Here is a 23093-nt window from a genome sequence, read left to right on the forward strand (position 1 = left end):
GGTATTTGATTGCAGCATCAAAACATTGTGGAGTTTGAAGTCAGCGGAGATTATGCCTTGTTTTCAGACCCCATTACAAGGGTGGGCGGTGAAAAGTTTACCTATCAAGTTCCCACCTATGAGGCGATCAAAGGTGTTCTGCATAGCATTTATTGGAAGCCTACACTGATCTGGGTAATTGATGCGGTTCGGGTTATGAACCAGATTCAAACCGAGACCAAAGGCATTCGCCCCATTAAATACAACGGGGGAAATGACCTTTCTTATTACACTTACTTAAAAGACTGCAAATATCAGGTAAAAGCACACTTTATCTGGAATGAAAACCGCCCGGAGCTCCTGCATGACCGCAATGAGAACAAGCACCACAACATTGCCAAGCGCATGATTGAGCGGGGGGGCCGACGGGATGTTTTTCTGGGTACCCGGGAATGTCAGGCCTATGTGGAGCCCTGCACCTTTGGCGAGGGCGAAAGCTTTTATGAAAACACCCCCCAGCTTAATTTTGGCGTGATGTATCACGGCATTACCTATGCAGACGAAGCCTATTCGGAAGAAACACAAGGCAACATGACTGTGCGGTTGTGGCGTGCGGTTATGGAGCAAGGTGTTCTTTCCTTCACTCCGCCGGAGCAGTGCATCCACCGCCCTGTGCGAGAAATGCAGATCAAGCCCTTTGGCGAAAAACTGGGTAATTTTTCACCCATTGAGTCGGAGGTGGTTTAATTGGCTTGGATGAGAACGCTTTACCAAACCTATCAGGAGAATATCCATATGGCGGGGAAGCCGGTGGAGGGCGTGCCTCTGTCGCTGGTGGCCCATATGACCGCCAATGCCCAGATCGAAATCTCCATTGATTCCCAAGGCATTTTTTGTGGTGCTCATGACCTGACAAAGGAACAAGGTAAAACCATCATACCGGTAACAGAAGCCTCTGCTTCACGTTCCAGCGGGGATGCGCCCCACCCCTTGTGCGATACCCTATCCTACATTGCGGGGGATTTTGCCCAGTATCTTTCCGATTCCAAAGCGGCTGGCAAGGTGGAAAGAAAGTTTGAAAAGTATCTTGCCGCTTTAGAGGGCTGGGTGCAGTCCCCCTATACCCACCCAAAGATACAAGCCATTCACCGCTATATTGCTCAGAAGCAAATGGTACAGGATCTCATTGGCAGCGGTGTCTTAGAGGCTGCGGACGGCAAGCTGCTGGAGAAAAAGGTTTCGAGCACTGTTTATGAAAAAGCCTTGGTTCGGTTCCGGGTGATTGATAGCAGCCCCCAAGCCGTTTGGGAGGATGAAACACTGTTTGATTGTTATATCAAGTATTATGCCACCTCACAAGAGGGCAGAAGAGATATCTGCTACTTGAGCGGGGAAGAAGCGGTCATATCCGGCATTCACCCCAAGGGCATTGTGGCCGCCAGCTATGGGGCCAAGCTGATTTCGGCCAACGACAGCACGAACTTCACCTACCGGGGGCGTTTTGAAACGGCCGAGCAGGCTAGTGCCATCGGCTATGAGGCCACCCAGAAGGTACACAGCGCTCTCACATGGCTGGCCGCCCGTCAGGGCGTGGTTGCAGGCACTAAGGAAAAGCGTACCTACATTTGTTGGAATCCCAACGGCAAAAAGGTGCCCGATTTGGAAGACCCTTTTGGCCTTGAGGATGACAGCGAGCCTCGTTCCTATACCGAAGAAGAATATAAACAAAGGCTGATTGATGCCTTAAGCGGCTATCAAAACACACTGGAACACAACGATGAAATTGTAATTATGGGGCTGGATGCAGCTACAACCGGCCGGCTTTCCATCGTTTATTACAATGAGCTGAGAGGCTCGGATTTTTACAACCGCCTTATGGATTGGGGCCTGACCTGCCGTTGGTATTTTACGGCTTTTACAGCGGATAAAAAGCCCACTACCACCACACTCACGCCGCTGACCAAGCAGATTGTGCGCTGTGCTTTCGGCACCGAGCGGGGCCGCTTTCTTGAGACAGACGATAAGGTGATGAAAGAGCAGTATCAGCGCCTGATCTACTGCATGCTGGATCAAAAGCCGCTGCCCCGGGATATTATGCATGCGGCGGTTCTGCGGGCCTCCAACCCACTGCCCTATTCTTGGGGCAACCGTGAGCGGATTCTTTCCACAGCCTGTGCGCTGATTTCCAAATATCACCACGACAGAGCAAAAGGAGTGAGTATTAGCATGAATCTGGACTATGGCAACAACGACAGAAGTTATCTTTTCGGCAGGCTGTTGGCTGTGCTGGAAAAAGCGGAGCGCTCCACCTTTTCCAGAGAGGAAACACGAGAGCCCAACGCCATGCGCCTGCAAAACGTTTTTGTCAACCACCCTATGAGCACATGGAAAATATTGCAGGAAAAGCTGAACCCCTATTTTGAGCGGATGTCTCCCGGCTCAAGGTATTATTACAAGGAACTAGTATCTGATATCATAGATTTGATTACTCAGCACCACAGCCCGGAAGAACTGAACCGCCCCTTAGAAGAATTGTATTTAATCGGCTACTATTTGCAGCGCAAAGAACTCAACCAACCCAAAAACAACAAGGAGGAACAGGAGATATGAAGGCCCTTGAAAACAAGATTGATTTTGTGGTTCTGGTGTCCGTTGCCCACGCCAACCCCAACGGTGACCCCCTCAACGGCAACCGCCCCCGCACCACCTACACCGGCAACGGCGAAATCTCCGATGTGTGCATCAAGAGAAAGCTGCGCAACCGGTTGCAGGATTTAGGCGAAGGCATTTTTGTTCAATCCGATGAGCGTTCTGACGATGGATTCACCAGCCTGAGCCAGCGTGCCTCCCAGACCATTACCGCCTTCACATCAAAGGAGGATTACGCTGCCCAAGCCTGCAAGAAATGGTTTGATGTCCGGGCCTTTGGGCAGGTTTTCGCCTATAAAAAGGGCAAGGATAAGGATGGAGTTTCGGTGGGTGTCCGGGGGCCTGTCTCCCTTCATCAGGCTCTGAGTGTTTCTCCCGTGGATATTAACAGCATGCAGATCACCAAGAGCGTGAACAGTGAGCCCACCGAGGATGGAAAGAAAAGCTCCGATACCATGGGTGCCAAGCATATGGTGGAGTTTGGGCTCTATAAAATCAAGGGTGCCATTAATGTGCAGCTGGCCGAGAAAACCGGCTTCACCGAGGAAGATGCGGATCAAATCAAGGAATGCCTGCGCACCCTTTTTATCAACGACAGCTCTTCCGCAAGGCCGGATGGCAGCATGGAGGTTATCCGCCTTTATTGGTGGAAGCACAACAATAAAATAGGGCAGTATTCCTCCGCCAAGGTACATAATTCCATCCAAATCGCCCCCAAGGATGGGGTGGCTTATCCCAAGTCCCCGGAGGATTACAACATCCAGCTGCTTCCTTTGGAAGGATTGGAGCCTGAGATCATTGATGGCATATGAGGAAGAAGATTTTCTGATGCTCTCGGGCATACAGCATTTTGCCTTTTGCCGCCGCCAGTGGGCGCTGATTCATATTGAGCAGCTTTGGGAGGAAAACCTGCGTACCGTAGAGGGAAACCTTCTTCACGAAAACTGCCACGATGGCTATTCCTATGAAAGCCGCAAAGATGTGATCATTTCCCGGGGTATGCCGATTTTCTCCCGCACTTTAGGTGCAAGCGGTGCCTGTGATATTGTGGAGCTGAGAAAATCCCGTGAGGGAATCTCTCTCCACGGCCGTGAGGGCCTGTATATCCCGTATCCGGTGGAATATAAGCACGGGGAGCCTAAAGACAACGACGTTGATAGTCTCCAGCTGGTGGCACAGGCAATCTGTCTGGAGGAAATGCTCAGCTGTGAAATCAGCGATGGTGCCATTTTTTACGGTAAAACGAAGAGGCGGCAAAAGGTTGTGCTGACCAAGGAGCTTAAAGAGCAGGTGAGGTCTTTCTTTGCAGAAATGCACAGCTATGTTCAGCGTGGATATGTCCCCAAAGTGAAGCCCACCAAAAGCTGCCATGCCTGTTCCCTCAAAAATCTTTGCCTGCCCAAGCTGTGCAAAATCAAATCGGTTCGTGACTATCTGGAGCAGAATCTTGGCACTCAGGAGGCGCAGCCATGAAAAAGCTTTTAAATACCCTGTATGTCACCACAGAAAATGCTTATCTTGCGCTGGATGGAGAAAATGTGGTGATTCAATGCGAGGGCGAGACATTGGGGCGCCTGCCTATCCATATGATTGACGGTATCATGGCCTTTGGGTACATTGGCGCCAGCCCGGCCCTGATGGGCAAATGCGCCGAGATGAACAAGTCGCTGGTCTTTTTAAAGCCCAGTGGGCGTTTTCTGGCCAAGGTAACCGGAAAATCCTATGGAAATATCCTTTTGAGGCGCAGCCAGTACCGCATCTGTGACCACGAGGAGCAGTCTTTGGCCATTGCCCGGAACATCATTTCAGCAAAGCTTGCAAACTCCAATGCGGTTCTCAGCCGTGCAATGCGGGATCATGCCTTGCGCATTGATACCGAAAAATTTGCCCGGATTGGGGAAGCGCTTCAAAAAGGAAAGGTTAACGCTTATCATGCCCAGAGTGCTGAAAGTCTACGGGGATTAGAGGGAGAGTGCGCCAACCTCTATTTCTCGGTGTTTGATGATATGATTTTGCAGCAGAAGGAGGATTTCAGTTACAGGGGCCGTTCTCGCCGCCCTCCTATGGATTATGTAAATGCCATGCTTTCCTTTTCTTACAGCCTGCTGACCTCGATGTGTGTCAGTGCGCTTGAATCGGTGGGGCTGGATGCTTATGCAGGTGTTTTCCATACCGAGAGGCCGGGGCGGTGCTCTCTGGCGCTGGACATATTGGAAGAATTCCGTGCTCCTTTTGCAGACCGCTTTGTGTTAACAGCTATCAACAAAAAAAGCATCTGTGGGAAAGATTTTGTAGAAAAGGAGAACGGCGGCATCTTGCTGACCGAGGATGGCCGTAAAAAGTTTCTCACCCTTTGGCAGCAAAAAAAGAAGGAAGAGCTTATGCATCCTTTTTTGCAGGAAAAGGTAGAATGGGGCCTTTTGCCCTATGTACAGGCTATGCTGCTGGCCAAATATATACGGGGCGATCTCGATGAATATCCTCCGTTTATATGGAGGTGACCTATGCTGGTGCTTATAACGTATGATGTAAATACCCAAGATGCACAGGGCAGCAGACGGCTGCGTAAGGTTTCAAAGGTCTGTGTCAACTACGGCCAGCGGGTGCAAAATTCTGTCTTTGAATGCCTGCTTTCGCCTGCTGAGCTGTGTGTAGTGAAAAGCCAATTGTTCAGCATTCTGGATGGAACCAAGGATAGCCTGCGAATTTATAACCTTGGCAACAGTTATAAAACACGCATTGAGCATTATGGCGCCAAGCAAACCTATTCCCCGGAAGAACCAATGATTTTTTAGTGCGAACCCCAAGTGCACATAGAAATACGGGGGGATTCGCACAGGTGTTTTTGTAAAAATATGTCTTGAAAATGCTCACTGTATAATGGGTTTAGTTCTTTTGTGGTTATAACGCTGACTTTTAAGCGGATTATAGCCCGAAATTTATATGTTCCACCGTCGCTCCTCCTGCGAGGAGCGTGGATTGAAATGTGACAATGATGCACTTTGGATACCGTTCATGGAGTCGCTCCTCCTGCGAGGAGCGTGGATTGAAATATGAAGGCATACATGAGCATTGCCAGAAGGGCAACCCGTCGCTCCTCCTGCGAGGAGCGTGGATTGAAATAAATCAATTTTTCCCCACTCAGTACTAGGCATCCAGTCGCTCCTCCTGCGAGGAGCGTGGATTGAAATAAAACGAGCAGTGATATACCCCATATCATTCCGGGGTCGCTCCTCCTGCGAGGAGCGTGGATTGAAATAGAAAAACAACAAGCAAAGCAAACCCCACAGCAAGTCGCTCCTCCTGCGAGGAGCGTGGATTGAAATAAAACGAGCAGTGATATACCCCATATCATTCCGGGTCGCTCCTCCTGCGAGGAGCGTGGATTGAAATCGCTTTCCAATACTCGTCTTTAGCAAGTGCCTCGGGTCGCTCCTCCTGCGAGGAGCGTGGATTGAAATATGAAGGCATATAGGAGCATGGCCAGAAGGGCAAGTCGCTCCTCCTGCGAGGAGCGTGGATTGAAATTTTGCGGTAAAGACCGGATTCAAAGCGAGCACTGGTCGCTCCTCCTGCGAGGAGCGTGGATTGAAATAAAATACCGGGCAAGGATGGTGGAATCAAAGCGATAGTCGCTCCTCCTGCGAGGAGCGTGGATTGAAATCTCAATCAAAGATAAAAAAGGAGTTAAATGCTCAGGTCGCTCCTCCTGCGAGGAGCGTGGATTGAAATATTTAGAATAGCCTGCAGATTTCTAGCTATTAGCTGTCGCTCCTCCTGCGAGGAGCGTGGATTGAAATAATTTTGCCAGCCGTTGGCGGAGCTTTTACCGGTGTCGCTCCTCCTGCGAGGAGCGTGGATTGAAATAAAAACCATTTATTTGCCCTCCCACTCCGAAATCAGTCGCTCCTCCTGCGAGGAGCGTGGATTGAAATCAGCTCCACTTGCAGCGAGTGTGCCCACGACTGTTGGTCGCTCCTCCTGCGAGGAGCGTGGATTGAAATGTGAGGCTATCTTTGTGAGCAAAACGGTGCGGGGCGTCGCTCCTCCTGCGAGGAGCGTGGATTGAAATAGTTTATGGCGGCAATTCCACGCACTTTGCGTAGTCGCTCCTCCTGCGAGGAGCGTGGATTGAAATTATGTTGGATGCAGTGTGGTCTTTTTTGAATGCTGTCGCTCCTCCTGCGAGGAGCGTGGATTGAAATCCTCATTGATGTAAGTATCCCGGTCGGGTGTAAGTCGCTCCTCCTGCGAGGAGCGTGGATTGAAATAAAGCGTGACTGTAATATGTAATGACCGATAGCTGTCGCTCCTCCTGCGAGGAGCGTGGATTGAAATTTTACGATAAAGACCGGATTCAAACCGGGCGCTGGTCGCTCCTCCTGCGAGGAGCGTGGATTGAAATCTCACACCCGGAATAGCATCTGCGGGGTAGGGCTGTCGCTCCTCCTGCGAGGAGCGTGGATTGAAATCATAAATTAGGTCAAAATGCTGGACAAAAAAAATAAGTCGCTCCTCCTGCGAGGAGCGTGGATTGAAATTTTCAGCCCAGCAATCTCTTTACCGGCCGGAAGCGTCGCTCCTCCTGCGAGGAGCGTGGATTGAAATCTGTCGTATCCGGCATGGTTTTTTCTCCTTTTAGGTCGCTCCTCCTGCGAGGAGCGTGGATTGAAATTGGTCAAACAGCGTGATAGGTAGCCATCCGATTGGTCGCTCCTCCTGCGAGGAGCGTGGATTGAAATCAAGTGTGACTCTCTCAAATCCATTGTGCCCTGGTAGTCGCTCCTCCTGCGAGGAGCGTGGATTGAAATGGCTATGCCCGGTCTGTCAGTGGCGGCGCTCTCTGTCGCTCCTCCTGCGAGGAGCGTGGATTGAAATGGGCTGTACATAAGCGGCTCAATTTGGATGACCCGTCGCTCCTCCTGCGAGGAGCGTGGATTGAAATGATTCCCAATGGAGTTGATGCGCCGGTGTTTGGCGTCGCTCCTCCTGCGAGGAGCGTGGATTGAAATATTATAACACCACCGAAACAAAAAATAGGGTTTTGTCGCTCCTCCTGCGAGGAGCGTGGATTGAAATAAAAGTAATCAATCCGGAATGCTGTGGGTTTGCAGTCGCTCCTCCTGCGAGGAGCGTGGATTGAAATAGAGCAAGACGGAGGTTATTGTTTTTAAAAGTGGTCGCTCCTCCTGCGAGGAGCGTGGATTGAAATTGAGTACTGGTTATTAGTATCCCGGGTGCGCACCGTCGCTCCTCCTGCGAGGAGCGTGGATTGAAATAAAAATCCACCCGAGATCAGAGTAATCAATCGTGTGTCGCTCCTCCTGCGAGGAGCGTGGATTGAAATCGTAAACTTGGCGTACCCGGTCTCCTTCGCCCGAGTCGCTCCTCCTGCGAGGAGCGTGGGTTGAAATTCTACACCAGAGGGGGCCACTTACTTGCCCAGCATGTCGCTCCTCCTGCGAGGAGCGTGGATTGAAATAATGCGAGATGCAAGTTCCTTTTGCTCGGCCGCGTCGCTCCTCCTGCGAGGGGCGTGGATTGAAATGGCTAGCGCACTAGAATATGTTGCGCAATCTGTCGTCGCTCCTCCTACGAGGAGCGTGGATTGAAATCCCTAAAAGCAAACGCAGCCGGGTGGCAATAGCCTGTCGCTCCTCTTGCGAGGAGCGTGGATTGAAATAAAGAGATTGCCTTGGGCTGTGGGGCTATTTTTAGTCGCTCCTCTTGCGAGGAGCGTGGATTGAAATCATCTTAAAGGTGAAATACACCTTTTACGCCGAAGGTCGCTCCTCTTGCGAGAAGCGCGAATTTAAACTATAATGAAAAAATGGCTACAGCATTTAGTGCATCATTGCTTCTCTTGCGAGGAGCGTGGATTGAAATTTGTCCTAAATTATGGTAATATAGAGTTGCCGAAGTCGCTCCTCCTGCGAGAAGCAGAAGCGTGGAGTGAGAGGCTATCTGCGATTCAGTGAAAAATAGGTGAATTTATTTATACACTTCCTGATTGGAGAGTGCTATACTGAATTCAGCTTAAAACAGCGCTGGAATCTGTTTTGAAGTGGGAAAATGCCACCTATTCATGCCTTCGTGTGGTGGATACGGTTGGCCATATTGCGAGATGAAAGGAGAATGATGTGCTGAATAAGTGGATCAAGGCTGTTTTGGGTGGAGCGGCCATCAGTGTTGGTGGGGTGGTTTACTGTTCGGTGGAAAACCACATTGCCGGGGCTTTTTTGTTTGCTGTTGGGCTTTTTACCATTTATACCTTTGGGTTGAACCTTTATACGGGCAAGGTCTGCCTGATTCCGCAGAAGCCGCTTTCCTATTTTGGGGAGCTGGCGGTGATATATGCCGGAAACATTGTGGGAACAGTCGGCATGGGCTACCTTCTGCGAGGCACCAAACTGATACGTCTGGCGGAGACCGCCCAATCGTTGGCGTCTTCCAAGCTGGCGGATACACCGGGAAGTGCCTTTGTTATGTCTGTGCTGTGCGGCGTGATGATGTGTGTTGCGGTGCTGGGCTTTACCACCATTCAGGATGGTGTGGGCAAATATTTGGCGTTGATTATGCCGGTTATGGTGTTTCTCGTTGCGGGGTTTGAGCACAGCATTGCCAACTTCTTTTATATATCACTGGCTAATTTGTGGAGCCTGAAGGCTATTGGATTTAGTATCATTTACGCTTTGGGAAATATGGCAGGCGGTGTTATTCTGCCCTTAGCCTCCAAGCTGCGTGAAAGTCACTGACCCAACAGTCCGGTGCAGAATCATTGTGAAAAGAAGCCGATTGCGCAGATGCAATTGGCTTCTTTCGCTGTATGTGCTATTATTATGCAATCAACATAAAATTGCTGGGAGGAGAATGGATATGCTGATTAAAACAATAGCGGCAGAGCATAGGCTGGAGGCGCGATCTCTCATAGAAGCCGTTTTCATGCAATACGATGCCCCCGATTATTCTGCGCAAGGAGTCAGCACCTTCCAGTGCATTCTGGCGGATCAAAGCATGCTTGAGAGGCTGGATATGCTGGGCGCATACATTGAAAACAAGCTGGTGGGCGTTCTTGCGACCAAAAACAGCGGAGCCCACATCACCTTCTTTTTTGTAGATGGCCGGTATCACCGGAAGGGTATAGGAAAAGAGCTTTTCAAGCAAATGCTTGAGCAGAACAGCCAGCTTAAAATAACGGTGAATTCCTCCCCTTATGCGGTGGATGTATACAGGCGTTTGGGATTTGCCCCAGATGGTGATGAATGTACCACAGACGGCATTCGATACACACCCATGACCTATAGCAGAATGCGCACCCAATCGCTTAGCGGTGAATAAAAACAACCCCAGCCGCCACGAGCCCGTAAGGCTCCAGCCGCTGGAGTTGTTTTAGCCGATATGTGTTGTAGATTCGCTGGAAGCTTACTTCTCAGCCTTCCACAAGCCGTGCAGGTTGCAGTATTCATAAACGGTAAAGGGCTTATCCTGGCAGACACTAAAGGTAGCTTTGGGCTCCTGATCGGGGGTAAGCTTGGTATACTGTACCTTACCATCCTGCTCCACCAGAATGAACTGGATGAAATGCTCGGGGGTCATAGGATGGAGCACATCACCGACCTGTACTGTGAGGGTGTTGCCTTCCAGAGAAAAGGCGGGAACATGCTTCTCCTGAGCGGCATCGGTGGTGTTGGCGTGCAGCAGGGAGATAGGCTCACCGCAGCATACCGGAACAGCGCCGGAATCCACTAGCTTTACGATAATGTTTCCACATAATTTGCAGCGAAAAATTTCCATTTTTCTCTCTCCTTTATAATCAATCTTTGATTGGTTGGGCAAAATTCTATAATAAAATTTAAAAAATTTTATTATATTTAGTTTAGCGCAGAATAGGGTGGAAGTCAATCGAAAAATCTACAGAGTTGGTATGAATTGAAAGCAAAAAATCTCCGATGCTTCGTGTGAGGCACCGGAGATTTTTTTATTTTGTTAGGTCCTATTCGATGACTTCGAAATTCATCATTTGGGCAAAGCGTTTGAGAATGCTGCGGTATTCACCATAAACAAAGGCAACGTGGTGGGCAAAGCCGTTGCTGATGACCGATTCCAGCAGTTCATCCATGCTCTGCTCAAAGCGCACCTTCACATAGGTGCCGGTGAGCTGTTTTTCCATAGGGATGGTATCGCCGGCGCACATAAACATTCTGGTTTTGCCCCGGGCGGTATCAATACGCATCATGTTGATGTGGCCATCCATCATAACAAATCCGGCGGTTACACCCTTGCCACCGGCAAAGTATGTATCCAGACTCCGGTCGCTTTTGCCGTCCCACAGGTTTGCGGGGGCTACGCCACAGTGCCACATGAGGGCAAAGTTTTCTTCCAAATCCACCTGTGAAAGATCGGCAAGATAGGGAGTTTCCACACCCAGCGCCTTGGTTACCAGCATGGAAAGAGCACCTTCAATATCCCCTTCGCAGGAAAGAATGCGGCCCCGGGACTGCACAACCGACATGGAAGCACAAGGGGAGACCCCATAGGTAGCGGCAAATTCCGGCCAGCAACGAACAGCTACGCAATCCAGCTTGTTTTTATCCATAAACTTTTCGATGCTGACACACAGCCCGGCCACCTTGCGCACCTGCTCATCGGTTACATCCTTGGTGGTAAAGAGCTTGCGGACCTTAACTTCTTCTTCATCCAGCTCCTGCTCGCTGACAGGCTGGCCAAACATATCGGCAATTTCATAGTGATCGATAAGAATGCCGGTTTTGCGGTAAACATCCAGATCATCGGAGCCCACATTGAAAAAGCCGTGAGCCCGGTAGCCAACGATACCCACATGGGCGTTATCCAGAACAACCTTGGCCCGCAGAGCTTTGAGCCATTCCTCATCAATCCAATCGCCAATGGTGTAGCTGATATTGTCATAGCCTGCCTTGTAAAGGTTGGAGGCGTTGAGATTCAGGCCGCACACGGCATTGAGGCGGATTTTTCCACCATCATAGGGAAGCTCGTTGAAAGCCCACAGAAGAATCGGCTTTCTGACATGCTTGGCCAGCACCAGTGCCAGATGCCCCAGATGAAAGGTTCCGCTGATGATCACCAGACCATCCACATTGGCGGCCAGCATTTTTTGAGCGGCGGCCTGCGCATCTTCCACCTCGATGACAGCCTGCTCTTCGAACACAAAGTCGACCTCAGGCAGCTTCGTGCGCAACTCCTCCATCTTGTTGTTGTAAATCTCCTGTGCAGCTTTATGATCATAGGTGGTTCTTACAAGGCAAACAACACCCAATGTTACCTTTTTCATTGGTTAACCCACTCCTTGTGTTTTATCTCAAAATTGAATAGAAAGTTTGAAAGGAAAATTTAAAAATTTTCAGGCTGTTTTTGGAGGGCGACTGTGCTTAAGGATCACGGCCACCGCCATAGCCAGCACAATTATTGTGCCAATGCATTTATCTGCACCGGGGAGCTGCCGGGTTGTGACTGTCTCAAAGGCCAGAGCAAACACAGGAATCAGCAGCAGAATGATCTTCACAATCCAGACCGGGTGCTTGGCCAGTGCGCGGTAATAAAGGGTATAGATGCCCACCTGCCCAAGACCTGCCAGCATCACAATATACACCAGCGGTGTCTGGCTCCAAACCGCTCCCACTTGGGAAATCTCACCCACCACCAATGCGGCAGTGATGAAAAGCAAGCCGGCCACTGCGTTGTTGTAATAGGCAATCACACTGTTGATGCCCGATTTATCCTGACTGCCGATGCGCTGCACCTCCATACGCTGTACCTTTTGGATGATAAATGCGTTGATGGATACAAACAAGGCGCTGAGCACAAAAAACAAATCGGTGGCCCGGAACTGCATGGCAAAGGGATTGATACCCATAACCAGCATGGCGCCTCCCAGCATGACAAAGGTCAGCAGCCAATCCAGCTTATCAAACTTTTCACGGTTGATAAACGCCGCCATGACCTGCACAAAGATCACATCCACCTTGAGCAGAACGGTGCCGGTTCCCGCTGAAGAATAGCGCAGTCCGATAAAGGAGGTGAAATCCAGCAAAAAGCCCAGGCAGCCAATCAAAATCAGCCATGGCAGATAATTTTTGGGGCAGCGCAGCAGAGGCAGGCGCTTGCCGAAGGCCATGACCAACGTGAGCAGCACAAAGGCCATAATCCGAACGGAGGAACCTGTTACAAAAGGGCTTAACTGCTTGTTTAGGGTATTGACAGCGATATAAAAGAGCGACCAGACAAGGGAAAGCCACAGGACATTGCCATATTTTTTCATAAATGCTCATCTGCCCGATGCCACGGCGCAGATTGTGTCTCCTTGGAATATACTCAATGAACCCCAAGCGATTTCATTTTAAAGCCCCACGGGCAGTTCCGTGGGGCCGCCCAAAGGCGGGTTCATTTGCATTGATCAGATAATTAAGATGCGCATAGGCGCCTTACCACCATTTGATCTGCTCGGTGATATACTGCCGCTTTTCAATAAACTCTGGGCTGGATACATTGCGGGGGCGGGGCAGATCAATCAGGGTTTCTTCCTTGATGGTGGTGGGCTTGTTGGAAAGAATCAGGCACCGCTCCGCCATATAAACCGCTTCTTCAATGTTATGGGTGATGAAGATGATAGTGGTTTTGGTTTTCTGCCACAGCTTGATCAGCTCATCCTCCAGCTTAAAGCGCAGCTCAATATCCAGCTGGCCATAAGGCTCATCCATCAGCAGAAGCTCCGGCTCGGTGGCAAAGGCTCTGGCGATAACCACACGCTGGAGCATAGAGGCGGAAAGCTGGCTGGGGTAGTAATCCCTGAACTCGGTGAGACCCACCATTTCCAGCACTTCATCCACCTTTTGCTTTGTTTTCTCCTTGGAGGTATTCTTGATCTCAAGGCCAAAGGCGATGTTTTGCTCCACGTTCAGCCAGGGCATGGTGGAATATTCCTGAAAGATATAAGCGATGTTGTGCTTTTTGAGATCCACCGGCTCATCGTTGATATAGATTTCGCCGCTGGTGAGTGTATAGAGCTTGGATAAGCTGTTCAAAAAGGTGGTTTTTCCGCAGCCGGTGGGGCCTACAATGCACAGGAACTCGCCGTCGTGCACATTAAAGGAGATGTTATCCAGCACCAGCAGGTCACCAAAGGCCTTTGATATATTGACAGCCTTTACTTTAATATTCGAATCGTTCACAGCTACCCAACCTTTCTATAATGTAGCGTCCACTGCGCGGGTGATTTCCTCCCGAAGCCGCAGAAACTCAGGATCCATATAGTCTCTTGGCCGGGGAAGGTTGATTTCATACTCGCACCGGATTTTTGAAGGGCAGTTGGTCATGACCACGATCCGGTCTGCCAGATAGAGGGCTTCCTCTATGTTGTTGGTTACGAATACAACGGTACGCTTTTCTGCCTGCCATATACGTTCGATTTCTTCCTGCATCAAATAGCGGGTCTGGGCATCCAAATGGCCGAAGGGCTCATCCATATAGAGGCAGATAGGCTCGTTGCAATAGGCTCTGGCAATACCCACACGCTGGCGCATACCGCCGGAAAGCTTGGCAGGGAAAGCGTTTTCGAAGCCGTTGAGGCCTACCAGGTCGATGTAGTGCATGGCCCGTTCACGCCGCTCCTTTTTGGATATACCCCGCACCTTGGGGCCAAATTCTACGTTGCCCATAACGGTCAGCCATGGAAAAATAGCTGTGGTCTGATAGACCACGCCACGTTCAGGGCCGGGGCCCTCCACTGGCTTGTCCGCTACCGAAACCTTTCCTCCGGAGGGAAGCTCAAGGCCGGATAAAACATTGATCATGGTGGTTTTTCCGCATTGGCCGGGGCCAAACAGCACTAGAAATTCGTTTTCTCGAACATTTAAAGAGACATCGTCTATAACGGTGAGAGTGCCCTTAGGAGTTTCAAACTCTTTGGTGACATTCTTGCACTCGATAATGGTCTTTTTTATACTCCCTTGTTGTTCCATGCGCATAGGTGTGTTTCCGCCCCTCTCATAATAATCGCAAGTAAAAAGCCGATCAGGCCGATTGCCAGAATACCCACAAGAATCTGGGGCATATTGTTGGTTTCCATACCGGCAAAAATCATCCAGCCGATGCCTTCTGAGGAGCGAACCATTTCAGCGGCCACCACGGTAGCCCAGCTGCTGGAAAGCGCGATTTGCAGGCCTGCAAAAATCTGAGGCACAGAGGATGGAATAACAATTTTGGTGAAAATCTGTATTTTGTTGGCCCCAAGCATTCGGGCGGCGCCCACCAGAACCGGGTCTACAGCCAAAGCACCGGCGTAGGCATTCATGGTGACATTGGAAAAGGCGGCAAGAAAAATCAGGAAATACTTGGTCATCTCGCCAAGCCCCAGCCACAGAATGGAAAGGGGAATCCATGCAATGGGAGGGATCGGGCGGATCATTTCAAAAACAGGGCGGCAAAAGGCTTCAATGCTCTTGTTCCAGCCCATGGCAAGACCCAGCACAATACCGGCTATTGCCGCTACAGTATAGGCAATGAGCACACGACTCAGAGACCAGAAGGCGTGGCCTAAAATGGTGTAGGGGCCGATTTTGGTATAGAGGCCCTTGATAAAGCGAGTGATGACCACGACAGGGGTGGGCATAATCTGGGCCAGCCCGGTAAAGGTGGTAACCAGCTGCCACAGAATCAGGAAGCAACCGATGGAGATCGAAGCAGCGATCGCTTTTTGTGTTTTTGTGCTTCTGTGCAAAACGTCCATTTACCATCTGCCTCCTTTGAGAATAGCTTTTTCTAGCAGGGAAATCAGGTAGGTCAGGAATGCGCCAATGGCGCCGATGGAGATCATACCCACGATAATAACATCTGGGCGGGTCAGCCCTCGGCTCTGCTGAATCATAAAGCCAAGGCCCTTGGTGGAGGCAAGCAGCTCAGCCGCAACCAGAGCGGTCCAAGCGGAGCCCAGAGCCACACGCAGGGAGGTAAGAATCATAGGCATAGCGGTGGGAATGGCGATTCTGAAAAGCATCTGGCGGTTGCTTGCGCCGAAGGTTTGCGCTACCCACAGGTGCACAGCCTTGGTCTGCTTGATGCCGGTGTAGGAGTTAACGATGCAGGGAATCAGCGCAGAAAGAAAGATAACCGCAACCTTGGAGGCCATGCCGATGCCGAAGAAGGTGAGCATAACCGGAATCCATGCAATGCCGGGGATCGGGCGCAGCAGGTCGAAAAGGGGACGGGCATAAATATCCACCTTTTCGCTCCAGCCCATGAGAATGCCCAGCGGGATACCCACAACAAGAGCCAGAAAATAGCCACTCAGTGCAACCTGCAGGCTGGCGCCAATGTGCTGGAACAGGGTGCCTCCATCGGGGTTGGGATTGCTCAGCTTATAAATAAAGGTTTTAACGATTTTGGCAGGGCTGGGGAAAACATTGGAGGGGAACACCTTAAACACTGCCGTGATCAAGTGCCACACCAAGATAAACAGCACAATGGATAAAACAGACAACGCTATGTATTTGCCATTGCCCTTTTTCTTTTTTGCTTGCAAAACATTGATCCCTCTTTCCTGTGGAGTATACAGCTGAAAAATCAAGGCCGGAAAGACCTTTTTCAGAGCTTTCCGGCCTTGCAGCGAGGTCTTTTATGACTATTTGCCGATTACTTTAACATCAATGCCAAAGGCATCCTTGATAACGGTAGGATCAAAGCAGGTATCCAGATTTTCCAGAAGTTCTTCTTCGATTTTACCGGCTGTGGTAAAGAAGTTGGCAAGCTCGGTGTAGCTGTCGCCAAACACATAGCCATCCTGCTTGATGAAATCCTGATTGATATAATCTCTTACAGAGGCTTCCTGCTCCATGAGCTTGTCATCGTATTCAAAGCCATTGGCTCCGAAGAACTTAATGGAAAACTCTTTGCGCAGCGCAGGATCTTTCACAAACGCATCACAGGCTTTTTCATATACCTGAACGAACTTCACAACATCATCGCGTCTGTCAGCAAGAACATCCTTACGTGCGATGATACCATCCTTCATAGTCAGACCGGCGGCCTCTTCAAAGGATACAGCACGGACTGCACCGCTTTCGGCAGCTTGGAAAGAGAACGGCGGAGGCACAGAGATGGCGTCACCTTCACCGGCAAGGAAAGCCTGAAGAGCTTGGGCAAATTCCATGTGAATCTGTTCAAATTCGCTTTCCTTTACACCGAACAGCTCGGCGTATTTAATGGTGGTATACTGGGAGACAGTGCCAAGAGCGCCCAGAACCTTAATGCCGCGGATGGTATCGGCAGAACCAAGAACATCGGGTTTATCAGCAATCTGGCCCTTAACCTGTGCAAGGGGAGAATCGGCTCTTACATAGAGGCCCATACCACCGGCGGTGTTGGTTTCATAAACAAGAGTGCTGATGCCATTGACCATTGAAAATACAGCGGCAGTGCCGGCAACGCCCATATCAATTTGTTTGGCAGCAAGAGATTCATTCATAGGGGTGCCGTTGGGGAACATAACAAATTCCACATCCAAACCGGCTTCTGCAAACCAGCCCTGATCCAAAGCATACTGAGCGGGAACATTAACCGTGTAGGGCATCATACCCACCTTCAGTTTTTCTCCGGAAGCCACGGGTGCGGCAGGAGCGCTTTCGGCACTGCCGGAGCTAGCGGGAGTTGTGGCGGTGTTCCCTGCGCTGCTGGAAGCGGGCTTGCTGTCGGATTGACAGCCGGCGAACAGCATAACTAACATGAGCATACTCAGTGCAAGTGAAATAACCTTTTTCATTCTGCGAATCCTCCGTCAAATTTTTTGTTGAATAGAAGCCGCCGTGCCATACGGCGGAGGGCTTGACCTATATTACCTCCTGTTCAGATTTCGATGTGCATAGTGGAGATATAACCAAAGACAGCTGCGGGTTGGCCAGAATACTCTGCGGTGGGGATACACCGGCCGGCGGTATGCGGCACAGCCTTTTGGCTATATACGACATTCAGAGCCGTTTTAAGATCATAGCAGAGGCCCTGCTGCCGAATCGGGATAAACCGATGTTTTTTGGATGACACTTACTTAACAAGGATTTATCGAATTCGATACTATTATAATTGCGTTCGACAATATTTTCAATATTAATCGTACACAAAAAATAAAATAATGTTTGTATTTTTGTTATAAAATTATATTTTGTACAAAAATAGTATTGTGTTATATCGTTTTCGATGTTATCCTTATGAGGATATGTACAAAATGATTTTAATGCGATACAATATATCATAGAAAAAACATCCTGCTTTTTGGGGTGTTTGACTTAGATGCAGGAGTATCGCTTCTGGGCGGAGCATTGCCCGAAATGGCGGTCTACAGCCGCACAGACACAGCAGATTACCAGAGGTGAGCAAATGGAACTCCAGGTTGGCATGGGCGAAATTAAAAAGGTAAACACACAAAACAGTATATTGGATATCATCCGCAAGAATGGGGAAGCATCAAAGTTCGATATTAAAAAGATTTCCCGATACAGTATGTCCACTGTGCTGACTGTTATAGAGGAACTAGAAAGGCTGGGGTATATTCAATATTCCAGAACCGGAAAATCCTCTGTGGGGCGCAAACCCACTCTGTATACCCTCAATGCCGAAGCAGGATATTTTGTGGGAGTTGAATTCAATGCCGATGAAATACACTGTGTTCTGCTGGATTTTAAGCTGCAGGTTGTGTGCGCCAAATCCAGTGTAATTCTGGAGGCGGACCGACAGGCCGACCGTATGCTGGAGATTCTGTTTTCGCATATTTCGGAGATGCTGGATTTTCTGCCCTCGCCGGAAAAGGTGATGGGCATTGGTGTGGGTGCTCCCGGCTATGTTACAGAGGAAAGCACCATCCTGTTTTATGCTTATATTGCAGATTGGACCAATATCAATTTGCGTCAGCTGATTGAGGAGCACTTTCATATTCCCACTTATCTGGATAACAACATCAATCTGATTGCTCTTGCCCATCGCAAGGTTACGGAAGACAATCAGAATTTTTTGCTGTTTTCCATCCGAAGCGGTATCCGTTTCGGATGTGTGCTCAACAATGAGATTTACCGGGGCGCCTTTAATCTTTCGGGTGAGGTGGGGCACACCACCGTTTATCCCAGCAGCCGCCAGTGCCGCTGTGGGCGCAAAGGCTGCTTGGAAAGCGAAATTTCCAACTATGCCATTATCAACAAGCTGGTGGAGGGTATTTCTGTAGGGCAGTATGGGCAGCTTTGGAAAATGGCGGAGAAGAAGCAGGAGAATCTGACCGTTTCGCTGTTTGTTCGCTCGGTTCTGGCCGGGCATGAGGAATCCCTTGAACTGTTTGATGAAATCTGTAACTATCTTGGCAGCGCTTTGGCTCAATCCATTAATATGATGAACCCTTCGCTGATCTATCTGCGCAGTGCTCTGAACGAAGCAGGAGATTTGCTGATGGAAAGGCTGGGTACCGTGATTCGCAAACATTCCTTTTATGCAAGCTTGGAAAATTTTGAGCTGCGCCTTTCGGATATAGGGCCCAATGCAGGAGCTATTGGTGCGGCGCAATTTGCTATGAACAACAATTTCGGCTATGTTTCTATTCCCGCTTTTGCTGCGGGTTTATCGTAATCATTTCACTATTTTGGGATCAAAAAGGGGTAATTATTGTGTCAAGAATCATTGAAAGCAACCGCAAGGTTGAGGCAGTGCGGAAAAAGCTGGCAGAGCTGGATGTCAATGCCGTGGTCATCCGCAAGCAGTGCAATTTCTCATGGATTACCGCAGGAGGGCGTGGCTTTATCGGGCTGGCATCTGAGAATGCCTGCGGCTGTATTGTGGTGAGCAAGGATGCAGTCTACCTGTTTGCCAATAACATTGAAGCCCCCCGGCTTGCCAATGAGGAGCTGCCCGAGGGTTTTGCACAAGTAGTCAGCACTCTGTGGGAAAACGATGGCACACTGAACCAGCTGATTGCCGATAAGGTCGGCACTTTTGTGGAGGATAGTGCTCTGGAGCCTTTCTTTAAGGAACAGCGCACCCTTTTGTGTGAAGAAGAAATTCAGCGTTACCGTGTTCTGGCCAAAGAAACGGTGGAGGTTGTGGAGCAGGTCTGCCGGGAGCTCCCTCAAGGTGCCACCGAGGTGGAGATTGCGGGAATGCTGGCTCAGGGCTTTTGGAAGCGTGCCATTGAGCCGATCACGCTGCTGGTTGCAGCCGATGACCGCAGTAATCATGTTCGCCATTATGTTCCCACTGAGAAAAAGGTTCAGAAAGGCGTAATCCTTTCTGTGTGTGCAAGACGGCATGGCCTCATCGTTTCCGCTACCCGCATCGTGGCCTTTGACAAGGCTTTTGCCGCAGGCTATCGCAACCTGCTCAAGGTGGAGGCGGATATGTTTGACAGCATTAAAGCAGGCAACCGTATTTCTGATGTTTTTGCCGCAGGCTGTGCTTCTTATGCCAGCAACGGTCTGCCGGAAGAATGGCAGAACCATCATCAGGGCGGGCTGACCGGCTATGTAGCTCGGGAAATCCGTGCAGACCACAGCACAGGGACCGAAATTCTTGTTAATCAAGCCTATGCCTTTAATCCTTCTGTTAAAGGCGCCAAGTGTGAGGATACCGTTCTGGTGACCGAACAAGGGCTTGAATTTCTTACAGACCCCACCGCACAGTGGCCCTGCATCCAGCAGAGTGGCTACCGCCGGGCCGATGTGCTCTGCCGATAAAACAAAACTACTGCAAAGTTTAAAAAACAGATAAATTCCAGCAACGGAATTTGTCTGTTTTCTTTTATGCCCACATACATTATAATGGTATGAAGCAGGCAAGCTAAAATCAGGTCTGCTTAAAGGGAGTGAAAGCTTGGTTTATCAAATACTATCCTTTGCCACGCTGGCGGCATTTTATTCCATCTATATAGGGAAGATGCTGGCCCAGAGAAAAAAGGGCATACAGACAGACCATATGGCAAAAGGTAACAAGCAAGGTTCTCTCATGACAGTGGAGCGGCTTATGAAGCTGGCGACCTACAGCGTTGTGGTTGCTGAGGCTGTGAGCATTCTTCTGAACCGGTATGCTTTGGCTCCGGCTCTACGTCAAGCGGGTGTTCTGATTGGATTTGCCGGAGTGGCGGTTTTTGGCACGGCGGTTTATACAATGCGAGACAGTTGGCGGGCGGGTATTCCGCAGGAAGATAAAACAGCTATGATTACCGATGGGATATACGCTTTCAGCCGGAATCCGGCGTTTGTGGGATTCTATTTAACCTATGCGGGCATTCTCCTGACTTTCTTCAACTGGGTGCTGTTGGTTTTTACAGTGCTTTCTATCACGCTTCTGCACCTCCAGATTCTCAAGGAAGAAGTGTTTTTGCCGACAGTGTTTGGAGAGCAATATTATGAATATAAAAAACAGGTAAGACGCTATGTGGGCAGGGTGAAAAAATGAAAATCACGGTGATCAACGGTACAGAGGTTAAAGGCTGTACCTACCAGATCAAAGAAGCCTTTTTGGAATCTTTGCGTGCCGAAAATGAAATCAAAGAGTTTTATTTACCCAAGGATATGCCCCATTTTTGCACAGGCTGTAAAAACTGCTTCTTTAAAAGTGAGAGCCACTGCCCGCATGCGCTGTATGTGCGGCCCATTTGGGAGGCCATGCTGGAAGCCGATTTGCTGGTGTTTGCCTCTCCGGTTTATGCCCTGCGAACCACAGCCCAAATGAAGGCGCTGCTGGATCACCTGTGCGTGCATTGGATGGTGCACCGGCCGGACGATAGAATGTTCGCCAAACGAGCCGTTATTCTGACCAATGCAATTGGCGTGTTTAATGGGGGCGCCCAGAAGGATATTGCCACCAGTCTCACATGGCTGGGCATTTCAGATATCAGAAAAATGGGTGTGGGGCTTTTAGAAGGTGTTATCTGGCAGGAGCTTTCCGCCAAGCGGCGCCATGAAATTATTCGTAAAGCCCAAAGGCTGTCTTGGCGCTGTCACAAGGTAAAGCCTGCCAGCAAAGGAATTCGGATTGGGTTGCTGTTTGAGATGACGCGAATGCTCCATCAGGCTGTTGCCAAAAAAGAGATTCCACTCTCTGCCGATAATCGGCATTGGGTGCAAAAGGGTTGGATTCAGGTGAAAGCTATAGGTGCTGAAACGAATTAGAAGATCGCTGCTCTTTCATTATTAAAATAAAACAGAGCTTTTTGATTGAAGAAGTGAGCCGCTTTGTGGTATAATAAGCACAAAGCGCATATTATGCCGCCTTATGCTGTGCGTAATTTTTCGCATCCTTTCTTATTGTGGATAAAGGAAGTGCCTATCGCACGGCATGAGCACAAAAGTGAAAAAATTTAGTTTTATAAAGTCATGAGAAGAAATTTTAACTATATATTGTGGAGGTGTTCGTATGTTGGGAAGCGATGCAATAGCTGCTCTCACCGCTGTGGCTGCTATATTCGTGGTTGTGTTCGTTATAGCGCTTGTAGTTGATTTGGTGATGTATATTCTGCGCTCCATTGGTTTGTGGAATATTGGCACAAACCGGAGGCTGCCCAATCCGTGGCTTGCGTGGATACCGGTTGTCTGGGCCTATTCTCTTGGAAATGTGGCCGATGATATCAATCAAAGAACCGGCAAAAAAACAGTTTATCGCTACCTTTTGCTGGGTGGAAGCATTCTGGCCGGTGTGTTTGGGGCAGCTGCAAATGGCCCTGCTTTTATGCGTTTTAGAGAGTTTATGGAAGAACTTCAATACGGTTATGCCGATCCGCGCTCTTTAGCTGGACTATACACCATGGGCGGCCTGCTTTCACTGGTGGGCTTGGCTGTAAAAGTAATTGAGTATATCGCATTGTATGCCATATATAAGGAATACAAGCCCCAAAATGCGGTGCTGTGGACTGTTTTGAGTGTTTTCTTTGGCTTTTTGCCCAGCATTTTCTTATTCACTTTGCGCAATGCGCCGACACCTGCACCCTATGGCTATGGCTCCTATGGCGGGCAGCAGTGGCCCAATCAGGGCTATGCAAATCCCAATCAGGGGTATGCACCTCCCTCTTGGCCCGGTCAGCAGCCCGGCAATCCTCCCTATGGGGGATACTACCAGCAGCCTCCTGCACCCTCTGCTAACCCCAATCCAAACCCTGTTCCGCCTTCCGGGGATGGCTTTTCCAATTCCGGCGGCTTGGGGTTTGATGCCCAGCCTAAGGAAAATCCTTTTTCTTCGCCTGCGGATTTCGGCTCCTTCACAAATCCTCCCCAAGAGGAGAAGCCAGACGAGCATCAGCCTCCCCAAGCTTAAAGGTAATATTCGGAATAGAACGCCAATTCATGCTGCCAGCCGCATGAATCGGCGTTTTTTGGTGAAGATATCAAAGCCGGGTATAAGGAATTTTTATAACTATTTTGGTGTAAACCTCTTGATTTTTAAATGTGACATGCTACAATAGGAGATGT

General features: G+C 49.5%; 21 protein-coding genes and 1 CRISPR repeat array. Of the genes, 13 read left to right on the plus strand and 8 right to left on the minus strand.

What is annotated here, in order from left to right:
* Positions 1 to 9 precede the first annotated feature (9 nt).
* From cas5c to U6B65_12605, 8 genes are all read left to right on the plus strand, one after another.
* Positions 10 to 726 (plus strand): type I-C CRISPR-associated protein Cas5c, encoded by a 717-nt coding sequence (cas5c, locus tag U6B65_12570; GenBank protein ID WRS27152.1) that lies wholly within the window; start codon positions 10 to 12, stop codon positions 724 to 726.
* A 9-nt stretch (positions 727 to 735) separates the two neighbouring features.
* Positions 736 to 2589 (plus strand): type I-C CRISPR-associated protein Cas8c/Csd1, encoded by a 1854-nt coding sequence (gene cas8c / locus U6B65_12575; protein WRS28954.1) that lies wholly within the window; start codon positions 736 to 738, stop codon positions 2587 to 2589.
* Positions 2586 to 3440 carry a type I-C CRISPR-associated protein Cas7/Csd2 gene (gene cas7c / locus U6B65_12580; GenBank protein WRS27153.1) on the plus strand — a complete coding sequence of 285 codons (855 nt, stop codon included), beginning with the start codon at positions 2586 to 2588 and terminating at the stop codon, positions 3438 to 3440. Before cas8c ends, cas7c begins: the two co-directional genes overlap by 4 nt.
* Entirely contained in the window at positions 3427 to 4101 is a 675-nt protein-coding gene (gene cas4, locus U6B65_12585) for a CRISPR-associated protein Cas4 (GenBank protein WRS27154.1), read from the plus strand. The genes cas7c and cas4 overlap by 14 nt, the downstream gene beginning before the upstream one ends.
* Positions 4098 to 5129 carry a type I-C CRISPR-associated endonuclease Cas1c gene (gene cas1c / locus U6B65_12590; GenBank protein WRS27155.1) on the plus strand — a complete coding sequence of 344 codons (1032 nt, stop codon included), beginning with the start codon at positions 4098 to 4100 and terminating at the stop codon, positions 5127 to 5129. Before cas4 ends, cas1c begins: the two co-directional genes overlap by 4 nt.
* Positions 5130 to 5132: 3 nt before the next feature.
* The gene (cas2, locus tag U6B65_12595) at positions 5133 to 5423 is read left to right on the plus strand and encodes a CRISPR-associated endonuclease Cas2 (protein ID WRS27156.1); all 291 of its coding nucleotides are present in this window, start codon (positions 5133 to 5135) and stop codon (positions 5421 to 5423) included.
* A gap of 158 nt (positions 5424 to 5581) precedes the next feature.
* Positions 5582 to 8514: direct repeats of the CRISPR family, unit length 33 nt; unit sequence GTCGCTCCTCCTGCGAGGAGCGTGGATTGAAAT.
* 254 nt (positions 8515 to 8768) lie between these two features.
* On the plus strand, positions 8769 to 9383 hold the full coding sequence (locus tag U6B65_12600; protein ID WRS27157.1) for a formate/nitrite transporter family protein: 615 nt from the start codon (positions 8769 to 8771) through the stop codon (positions 9381 to 9383).
* A 121-nt stretch (positions 9384 to 9504) separates the two neighbouring features.
* Positions 9505 to 9966 carry a GNAT family N-acetyltransferase gene (locus U6B65_12605; protein ID WRS27158.1) on the plus strand — a complete coding sequence of 154 codons (462 nt, stop codon included), beginning with the start codon at positions 9505 to 9507 and terminating at the stop codon, positions 9964 to 9966.
* An 84-nt stretch (positions 9967 to 10050) separates the two neighbouring features.
* Here the strand turns inward: U6B65_12605 and U6B65_12610 are convergent, their stop codons facing one another.
* From U6B65_12610 to U6B65_12645, 8 genes are all read right to left on the minus strand, one after another.
* The gene (locus U6B65_12610; GenBank protein ID WRS27159.1) at positions 10051 to 10422 is read right to left on the minus strand and encodes a desulfoferrodoxin family protein; all 372 of its coding nucleotides are present in this window, start codon (positions 10420 to 10422) and stop codon (positions 10051 to 10053) included.
* Positions 10423 to 10621: 199 nt separating this feature from the next.
* The gene (locus U6B65_12615; GenBank protein WRS27160.1) at positions 10622 to 11938 is read right to left on the minus strand and encodes a fucose isomerase; all 1317 of its coding nucleotides are present in this window, start codon (positions 11936 to 11938) and stop codon (positions 10622 to 10624) included.
* A 69-nt stretch (positions 11939 to 12007) separates the two neighbouring features.
* Positions 12008 to 12925 (minus strand): DMT family transporter, encoded by a 918-nt coding sequence (locus U6B65_12620; protein ID WRS27161.1) that lies wholly within the window; start codon positions 12923 to 12925, stop codon positions 12008 to 12010.
* 163 nt (positions 12926 to 13088) lie between these two features.
* Positions 13089 to 13835 carry an ABC transporter ATP-binding protein gene (locus U6B65_12625; protein WRS27162.1) on the minus strand — a complete coding sequence of 249 codons (747 nt, stop codon included), beginning with the start codon at positions 13833 to 13835 and terminating at the stop codon, positions 13089 to 13091.
* A gap of 15 nt (positions 13836 to 13850) precedes the next feature.
* A complete protein-coding gene (locus tag U6B65_12630; protein WRS28955.1) occupies positions 13851 to 14624 on the minus strand; it encodes an ABC transporter ATP-binding protein in 774 nt (257 codons plus the stop codon).
* Positions 14603 to 15391: an ABC transporter permease gene (locus U6B65_12635; protein WRS27163.1), complete on the minus strand. Its 789-nt coding sequence runs from the start codon at positions 15389 to 15391 to the stop codon at positions 14603 to 14605. The genes U6B65_12630 and U6B65_12635 overlap by 22 nt, the downstream gene beginning before the upstream one ends.
* Positions 15392 to 16183: an ABC transporter permease gene (locus tag U6B65_12640; protein ID WRS27164.1), complete on the minus strand. Its 792-nt coding sequence runs from the start codon at positions 16181 to 16183 to the stop codon at positions 15392 to 15394. It abuts the gene before it with no gap.
* A gap of 99 nt (positions 16184 to 16282) precedes the next feature.
* The gene (locus tag U6B65_12645; protein WRS27165.1) at positions 16283 to 17419 is read right to left on the minus strand and encodes an ABC transporter substrate-binding protein; all 1137 of its coding nucleotides are present in this window, start codon (positions 17417 to 17419) and stop codon (positions 16283 to 16285) included.
* Between the two features lie 611 nt (positions 17420 to 18030).
* On the opposite strand from U6B65_12645, the gene U6B65_12650 reads away from it, so the two are divergent.
* The 5 genes from U6B65_12650 to U6B65_12670 all read left to right on the plus strand — a co-directional run bounded on the left by U6B65_12650 (position 18031) and on the right by U6B65_12670 (position 22938).
* Complete coding sequence (locus tag U6B65_12650) at positions 18031 to 19263, plus strand: ROK family transcriptional regulator (protein ID WRS27166.1); 1233 nt, start codon at positions 18031 to 18033, stop codon at positions 19261 to 19263.
* A 38-nt stretch (positions 19264 to 19301) separates the two neighbouring features.
* Positions 19302 to 20363, plus strand: coding sequence for a M24 family metallopeptidase (locus U6B65_12655; GenBank protein ID WRS27167.1), 1062 nt, complete (start codon positions 19302 to 19304; stop codon positions 20361 to 20363).
* 136 nt (positions 20364 to 20499) lie between these two features.
* Positions 20500 to 21084, plus strand: a complete 585-nt coding sequence (locus U6B65_12660) for an isoprenylcysteine carboxylmethyltransferase family protein (GenBank protein ID WRS27168.1) — start codon at positions 20500 to 20502, stop codon at positions 21082 to 21084.
* Positions 21081 to 21800: a flavodoxin family protein gene (locus U6B65_12665; GenBank protein ID WRS27169.1), complete on the plus strand. Its 720-nt coding sequence runs from the start codon at positions 21081 to 21083 to the stop codon at positions 21798 to 21800. Before U6B65_12660 ends, U6B65_12665 begins: the two co-directional genes overlap by 4 nt.
* Positions 21801 to 22044: 244 nt before the next feature.
* Positions 22045 to 22938 carry a hypothetical protein gene (locus U6B65_12670; GenBank protein ID WRS27170.1) on the plus strand — a complete coding sequence of 298 codons (894 nt, stop codon included), beginning with the start codon at positions 22045 to 22047 and terminating at the stop codon, positions 22936 to 22938.
* The last annotated feature ends 155 nt before the right edge of the window (positions 22939 to 23093 follow it).

It is taken from the genome of Oscillospiraceae bacterium MB08-C2-2, from assembly GCA_035621215.1.
Lineage (GTDB): Bacteria > Bacillota > Clostridia > Oscillospirales > Ruminococcaceae > WRAV01.